At 73.2% G+C, this 6,862-nt stretch carries 7 protein-coding genes; 6 read left to right on the forward strand and 1 reads right to left on the reverse strand.

The annotated features are described in order from the left end of the window. Window positions 1–81: 81 nt before the first annotated feature. Window positions 82–1,968, forward strand: a complete 1,887-nt coding sequence (mltG, locus tag ABD353_RS15665; protein ID WP_344624198.1) for an endolytic transglycosylase MltG — start codon at window positions 82–84, stop codon at window positions 1,966–1,968. A 43-nt stretch (window positions 1,969–2,011) separates the two neighbouring features. Here mltG and ABD353_RS15670 read toward each other — a convergent pair whose 3' ends face one another. Next, window positions 2,012–2,404 carry a peptidoglycan-binding domain-containing protein gene (locus ABD353_RS15670; RefSeq protein ID WP_344624199.1) on the reverse strand — a complete coding sequence of 131 codons (393 nt, stop codon included), beginning with the start codon at window positions 2,402–2,404 and terminating at the stop codon, window positions 2,012–2,014. Window positions 2,405–2,540: 136 nt separating this feature from the next. Between ABD353_RS15670 and ABD353_RS15675 the strand changes: the two genes are divergently transcribed. The 5 genes from ABD353_RS15675 (at window position 2,541) to aroQ (ending at window position 6,806) form a co-directional block, all read left to right on the forward strand. Next, a complete protein-coding gene (locus ABD353_RS15675; protein WP_344624200.1) occupies window positions 2,541–3,371 on the forward strand; it encodes a shikimate dehydrogenase in 831 nt (276 codons plus the stop codon). A gap of 207 nt (window positions 3,372–3,578) precedes the next feature. Next, window positions 3,579–4,763 (forward strand): chorismate synthase, encoded by a 1,185-nt coding sequence (aroC, locus tag ABD353_RS15680; protein ID WP_344624201.1) that lies wholly within the window; start codon window positions 3,579–3,581, stop codon window positions 4,761–4,763. After that, window positions 4,760–5,281, forward strand: a complete 522-nt coding sequence (locus ABD353_RS15685; protein WP_344624202.1) for a shikimate kinase — start codon at window positions 4,760–4,762, stop codon at window positions 5,279–5,281. The genes aroC and ABD353_RS15685 overlap by 4 nt, the downstream gene beginning before the upstream one ends. Continuing rightward, window positions 5,278–6,366, forward strand: coding sequence for a 3-dehydroquinate synthase (gene aroB / locus ABD353_RS15690; protein WP_344624203.1), 1,089 nt, complete (start codon window positions 5,278–5,280; stop codon window positions 6,364–6,366). Before ABD353_RS15685 ends, aroB begins: the two co-directional genes overlap by 4 nt. Further along, window positions 6,363–6,806, forward strand: coding sequence for a type II 3-dehydroquinate dehydratase (gene aroQ, locus ABD353_RS15695; RefSeq protein ID WP_344624204.1), 444 nt, complete (start codon window positions 6,363–6,365; stop codon window positions 6,804–6,806). Before aroB ends, aroQ begins: the two co-directional genes overlap by 4 nt. Window positions 6,807–6,862: the final 56 nt, after the last annotated feature.

A 6,862-nucleotide genomic window follows, 5' to 3' on the forward strand; every position in this document is an offset into this window, starting at 1 on the left:
AATGCTGCGGTACGGTAACGTCTCCCTCCGGATGATGCCGTAGCACGCCGGTTCGAGTCGGCGGTACGCATAAGGGGTTCGATGACTGACCTGGGCGGGGGCTACCGCCCCCAGGGAGAGCAGCCGTGGCACCCGGGCGATCCCGGCTACGGCATCCCGCAGCAGCCACAGTCCGCCGACCAGACCGGCTCGTGGCAGGTGCAACCCGACGCGTTCGGGCAGCAGCAGTACGGGCAGCAGGGTTACCCGCAGCAGCAACAGCAGGGCTGGCAGCAGCAGCCCTCGTACGGGCAGCAGGGCTACCCGCAGCAGTCGCCGCAGCAGGGCCAGATGCCGCAGCAGCAGTACCAGCAGCAGGTCCCGCAGCAGCAGGGCGGCTACGGACAGCAGCAGCAGTACCAGCAGCAGGCCGCCCAGCAGACCGGCTCCTGGCAGATCCCGCCGGGGCTCCAGCAGCAGGGGCAGATGCCGCAGCAGCAGGGCTACCCCCAGCAGGGCCCCCCGCAGCAGCAGATGCGCGGCGGGATGCAGCAGGGTCAGATGCAGCCCGGCCAGGGTCAGGGCCAGATGCCGCCGCAGGCACGGGGCCCGCAGGGTTTCCCGCAGCAGGCCGGCCAGCAGCCGGGCCGCCCGCCGCAGCAGGGCTCGCCGGTGCCGCCGCCGCGCGGGGGCGGGGGGCGTCCGGCCGGTCCCGGTCCGGACGGCATCGACTGGGAGGCCGAGGCCGCGGCGCTCGACGGCCCCGCCGAGGCCGAGGCCGAGGTCGAGGAGTGGGAGGACGACCTCGACGAGTACGCCGAGGAGGACGACGCCGAGGGCGGCTCGTTCTTCGGCGCCGACGAGGACACCTCCCGTGACGCCGAGCGCAAGCGCAAGGAGAAGGGCAAGAAGGCCGGCCGCCGCAACCGCGGCGCCTGCCTGGTGGTGGCGCTGGTGCTGCTCGGCGGCATGGGCGGCGCCGGCTGGTGGGGCTACGGCTTCTACCAGGACCACTTCGGTCCGGCACCGGACTACACGGGTGCGGGCACCGGTTCGGTCACCGTGGAGGTCAAGCCCGGCGCCGGCGGCTCGGTCATCGCCGCGTCCCTGTTCAAGGTCGACGTGGTGAAGAGCGCGGACGCCTTCGTGGAGGCCTGCCAGAAGAACGCGAAGTGCGGCACCATCCAGCCGGGCTTCTACACCATGAAGCACCAGATGTCGGGTGCCGAAGCCGTGAAGTTCATGGTGGAGTCGGCGGGCGGCAACGTCCTCGACCTCCCGCAGGGCATGAAGGCCGTCGACGTCTACGCGATGGTCGACAAGAAGCTGAAGGTCCCGCCGGGCACCACTGCCAAGATCGCCAAGGACGAGGTCAACAACCTCGGCCTGCCCGCCTACGCGCAGGGCAACGTCGAGGGCTTCCTGTTCCCGACCCGCTACCCGCTCAGCGAGGGCATGAAGCCGGCCGACCTGCTCAAGCAGATGGTCGCCAACGCCAACCAGCAGTTCACCGACCTCGACCTGGAGGGATCGGCGAAGAAGCTGGGCCTGAAGAGCGGCTACGAGGCCCTCATCGAGGCCAGCATCCTGCAGGCCGAGGGCAACAACAGCGAGGACTTCGGCAAGATGGCCCGGGCGATCAGCAACCGCCTGACCACCAACGTCACCCAGCACAAGCTCGGCCTGGACACCACGCTCCAGTACCAGCTGGGCCGCAAGGAGCTGACCACCAAGGAGATCCACGACGGCTCGCTGAAGTACAACACGTACGTCAACCCCGGCCTGCCGCCCACGCCGATCTCCAACCCCGGCCCGGACGCGATCAGGGCCGTGCTCAACCCGACACCGGGCGACTGGGTCTTCTGGCTGGCGATCTCGGCCGACGAGACCAAGTTCGCCGCCACCGGCGCGGAGCACGCCAAGAACACCGAGGACTGGTGCATCTCCCGGGGCAAGACGTTCAACAAGGCGACGGTCACCTGCAACTGAGCCGTGGGCGCGGCCGGTCGGTGCGACCGGCCGCGCCGCCGTGTCAGTACTGCTGGCAGCCGCCGCCGGAGTGCCCGAGGAAGAGCATCGCGTTGCGGGTCTGCGGGCCGTAGACGCCGTCCGGGTAGACGCCCGCGGTGCTCTGCACCCGGCGCAGCGCGGCCTTGGTGGCCGGGCCGAAGACGCCGTCGGCGGCGATGTTCTCGCCGTAGCAGTAGTGCATGGCGCTCTGCAGCACGTCGACGGCCTCGCCCTGGTTGCCCACCCCCAGGACGCAGTCCACCGAGCCGCCGGCGGTGCCGGGGACGAAGACCCCCATGTCGGCCACGGCGCGGGTGCAGGACGGCAGCGAGGCGGCGCCGGCCGGGGCGGTGCCCAGCCAGAGTCCGGACAGGGCCAGCGCGGTGGCGGCGGCGGTGCGTACGATGCGGGACATCCGGTGCTCCTACGGTAGGTCGAACAACTGTCCGGGCATCGTGCGCCTACGATCCGCCGGGCTTCCGCCGTTCCGGCGGAGGTGGCCGGAACACCGGGGAAACCTGTCCTGATCCACCGCCCCCGAGGGGACTCACGTGACGACACAGCTGCGGGCCGCCGTACTCGGCTCGCCGATCGCCCATTCGCTGTCGCCGGTGCTGCACCGCGCCGGGTACGCGGCGCTCGGGATGGCGGAGCGCCGCTACGACCGGTTCGAGGTGGACGAGGCGGGGCTGCCGGAGTTCATCGAAAGGATCGATCCCGCCGAGTGGGCCGGTCTGTCGCTCACCATGCCGCTCAAGCGGGCGGTCATCCCGCTGCTGGACGAGGTCTCGCCGGCCGCGCTGGCCGTCGACGCGGTGAACACCGTGGTCTTCGGGCCGGACGGCCGGCGCAGCGGCGACAACACCGACGTGCCGGGCCTGGTCAACGCGCTGCGCGAGCGCGGCGTCGAGCAGGTCGACTCGGCCGCCGTGCTCGGCGCCGGCGCCACCGCCTCCTCGGCGCTCGCCGCCCTGGCCGAGGTGTGCACCGGCGAGGTCGCCGTCCACGTCCGCAGCGCCGAGCGGGCGGAGCAGATGCGGCAGCTCGGCGACCGCCTCGGCCTGCGCGTTCGCACCGCCGCCTGGGAGGACGGCGCCGGGGCGCTGGCGCACCCGCTGACCATCTCCACCACCCCGGCCGGCGCCACCGACCCCTTCGCCGAGGCGCTGCCGGCCGAGCCCGGGGTGCTCTTCGACGTGCTGTACCACCCGTGGCCGACCCGGCTCGCGGCGGCCTGCGCGGAGCGCGGCGGCACCGTGCTCGGCGGGCTGGACCTGCTGGTGCACCAGGCGGTGCTGCAGTTCGAGGTGTTCACCGGGGTGAAGCCGGGCCCGCTCGCGGCGATGCGCGCGGCCGGCGAGGCGGCGCTCGCGGCGGGCTGAGGACGTTACCCGGGCCCCGGCGCGGCAAACCTGCGGGTGTCCATCCGGGTGTCCGCCACGCGGACCACGCGCCTGCCCCGCCGCGCGGCATGAAAGGATCGGAGCAGTGTGCGGGCCCGGTGGCCTCCTGCCCGAGGCCGGGCCCGCCGGACGAAAGCCCCGGTCGGCCCGTGCCGCACGGGCCGGGCCGCTGACGAAGGAGCTCCGTTGGGTAGGTTGCGCTGGCTGACGGCGGGGGAGTCGCACGGCCCCGCACTGGTCGCGACGCTGGAGGGCCTGCCGGCCGGTGTGCCGGTCACCACCGCGATGGTGGCCGACGCCCTGGCCCGCCGCCGGCTCGGCTACGGCCGCGGGGCCCGGATGAAGTTCGAGCAGGACGAGGTGACCTTCCTCGGCGGCGTCCGGCACGGCCTGACGATGGGCAGCCCGGTCGCCGTCATGGTGGGCAACACCGAGTGGCCGAAGTGGGAGCAGGTCATGTCGGCCGACCCGGTCGACCCGGAGATCCTGGGCGGCCTCGCCCGCAACGAGCCGCTGACCCGCCCGCGCCCCGGCCACGCCGACCTCGCCGGCATGCAGAAGTACTCCATCGAGGAGGCCCGCCCGATCCTGGAGCGCGCCTCCGCCCGCGAGACCGCGGCCCGGGTCGCGATCGGCACCGTCGCCCGCTCGTACCTCAAGGAGACCTGCGGCATCGAGCTGGTCTCGCACGTCGTCGAGCTCGGCGCCGCCCGGGCCCCGCTCGGCGTCTACCCGCTGCCCGCCGACGAGCCCCGCCTCGACGAGGACCCGGTGCGCTGCCTGGACGCCGACGCCTCCGAGCGGATGGTCGCCGAGATCGACCAGGCCCACAAGGACGGCGACACCCTCGGCGGCGTCGTCGAGGTGCTCGCCTACGGCGTGCCCGTCGGCCTCGGCTCGCACGTGCACTGGGACCGCCGCCTGGACGCCCGCCTGGCCGCCGCGCTGATGGGCATCCAGGCCATCAAGGGCGTCGAGGTCGGCGACGGCTTCGAGCTGGCCCGGGTGCCCGGCTCCAAGGCGCACGACGAGATCGTCCCGACCGCGGCCGGCGTGCGCCGCACCTCCGGCCGCTCCGGCGGCACCGAGGGCGGTCTGTCCACCGGCGAGCTGCTGCGGGTGCGGGCCGCGATGAAGCCGATCGCCACCGTGCCGCGCGCCCTGCAGACCCTGGACGTGCGCACCGGCGAGGTCGCCAAGGCCCACCACCAGCGCTCCGACGTCTGCGCGGTGCCCGCCGCCGGCATCGTCGCCGAGGCGATGGTCGCGCTGGTGCTGGCCGACGCGGTGGCCGAGAAGTTCGGCGGCGACAACGTCGCCGAGACCCGCCGCAACGTGCAGTCCTACCTCGACCACCTGATCGTCCGATGAGCGGGGACGCACCGGTCGTCGTGCTGGTCGGCCCGCCCGGGGCCGGCAAGTCCACGGTCGGCCGGCTGCTCGCCGAACGGCTCGGCGTCGGCTTCCGGGACACCGACGCCGACATCGAGGAGACGGCCGGCAAGCCGATCCCGGAGATCTTCATCGACGAGGGCGAGCCGCACTTCCGCGACCTGGAGGTGCGGGCCGTCCGCACCGCCGCCGAGACCCACCCCGGGGTGCTCGCGCTCGGCGGCGGCGCGGTGATGGCCGACGCCACCCGCGCCCTGCTGGCCGGCCTGCCGGTGGTGTACTTGGAGGTCGCGCTCGGCGACGCGGTCAAGCGGGTCGGCCTGGACGCGCCGCGCCCGCTGCTCGCGGTCAACCCGCGGGCCCGCTGGCGCGAGCTGATGGACGCCCGCCGCCCCCTCTACCTGGAGGTGGCCAAGGCCGTCGTCGACACCGAGGGGCTCACCCCGGAGCAGGTCGCGGACGCCGTAATGGAAGCACTGGAGCTGAAGCAGGCATGACCGACACCGTCACCATCCACGTCGGCGGCAGCGCCGGCCACGACCCGTACGACGTGCTGGTCGGCCACCAGCTGCTCGGCGAGCTCGCCCCGCTGATCGGCGGCAAGGCCAAGCGGGTCGCGGTGATCCACCCGGAGGCGCTCGCCGCCACCGGCGAGGCGGTCCGCGAGGACCTCGCCGCCGAGGGCTACGAGGCGATCGCCCTCCAGGTGCCCAACGCGGAGGACGCCAAGAGCGCGGAGGTCGCCGCGTACTGCTGGTCGGTGCTCGGCCAGACCGGCTTCACCCGCAGCGACGTGATCGTCGGCCTCGGCGGCGGCGCCACCACCGACCTGGCCGGCTTCGTCGCCGCCAGCTGGCTGCGCGGCGTGCGCTGGATCTCCATGCCGACCACCCTGCTCGGCATGGTCGACGCCGCCGTCGGCGGCAAGACCGGCATCAACATCGCCGAGGGCAAGAACATGGTCGGCGCCTTCCACCCGCCGGCCGGCGTGCTCGCCGACCTCGCCACCCTGGAGACGCTCTCCAAGCACGACTACGTCTCCGGCCTGGCCGAGGTGATCAAGGCCGGCTTCATCGCCGACCCGGTCATCCTCGACCTCGTCGAGGCCGACCCGGAGGCCGCCACCAGCCCGTCCGGGCCGCACACCCTGGAGCTGATCCGGCGGGCCATCCAGGTCAAGGCCGACGTGGTCTCCGGCGACCTCAAGGAGGCCAGCCGCCGCGAGATCCTCAACTACGGCCACACCCTCGGCCACGCCATCGAGCGCAACGAGCGCTACAAGTGGCGGCACGGCGCGGCCATCTCCATCGGCATGGTCTTCGCCGCCGAACTCGGCCGCCTCGCCGGCCGGCTCGACGACGAGACCGCGGACCGCCACCGCCGGGTGCTCGGCTCGGTCGGCCTGCCGCTCACCTACCGGGCGGACGCCTGGCCGCGGCTGCTCGACGCGATGAAGATCGACAAGAAGTCCCGCGGCGACCTGCTGCGCTTCGTCGTCCTGGACGGCCTGGCCAAGACCTCCATCCTGGAGGGGCCCGACCCGTCCCTGCTGGTCGCCGCCTACGCGGAGGTGTCCGGATGACCACCAAGGTCCTCGTCCTCAACGGCCCCAACCTCGGCCGGCTCGGCAGCCGCGAGCCCGACGTGTACGGCGCGACCTCCTACACCGGGCTGGTCGACCGCTGCACCGCACTCGGCGCCGAACTCGGCCTCGACGTCGAGGTCCGCGAGACCAACTCCGAGCTGCAGATGGTCGAGTGGCTGCACCAGGCCGCCGACGCCAAGACCCCGGTCGTCATCAACCCGGGCGCCTTCACGCACTACTCGTACGCGATGCGCGACGCCGCCGCCCAGCGCACCGCGCCGCTCATCGAGGTGCACATCTCCAACCCGTACGCGCGGGAGACCTTCCGGCACAACTCGGTGATCGCCTCGATCGCCTCCGGCACCATCGCCGGCTTCGGCCTCGGCTCCTACGAACTGGCGCTGCGCGCCCTCGCGGAGGAGCTCACCACCCGCTGACGTGCGATCACGTGGCCCGGTGGCGGACAAGTCGGAGGGCAAGCGGTCTTAGGAAG

Source organism: Kitasatospora arboriphila (assembly GCF_039528095.1).
Taxonomy (GTDB): Bacteria; Actinomycetota; Actinomycetes; order Streptomycetales; family Streptomycetaceae; genus Kitasatospora; species Kitasatospora arboriphila.

What these genes read in the sequence shown, in the direction of transcription:
- mltG (WP_344624198.1), top strand. Translation starts at nt 82, where the DNA reads ATGACTGACCTGGGCGGGGGCTACCGCCCCCAGGGAGAGCAGCCGTGG.
- ABD353_RS15670 (WP_344624199.1), bottom strand. Translation starts at nt 2,404, where the DNA reads ATGTCCCGCATCGTACGCACCGCCGCCGCCACCGCGCTGGCCCTGTCC.
- ABD353_RS15685 (WP_344624202.1), top strand. Translation starts at nt 4,760, where the DNA reads ATGAGCGGGGACGCACCGGTCGTCGTGCTGGTCGGCCCGCCCGGGGCC.
- aroB (WP_344624203.1), top strand. Translation starts at nt 5,278, where the DNA reads ATGACCGACACCGTCACCATCCACGTCGGCGGCAGCGCCGGCCACGAC.
- aroQ (WP_344624204.1), top strand. Translation starts at nt 6,363, where the DNA reads ATGACCACCAAGGTCCTCGTCCTCAACGGCCCCAACCTCGGCCGGCTC.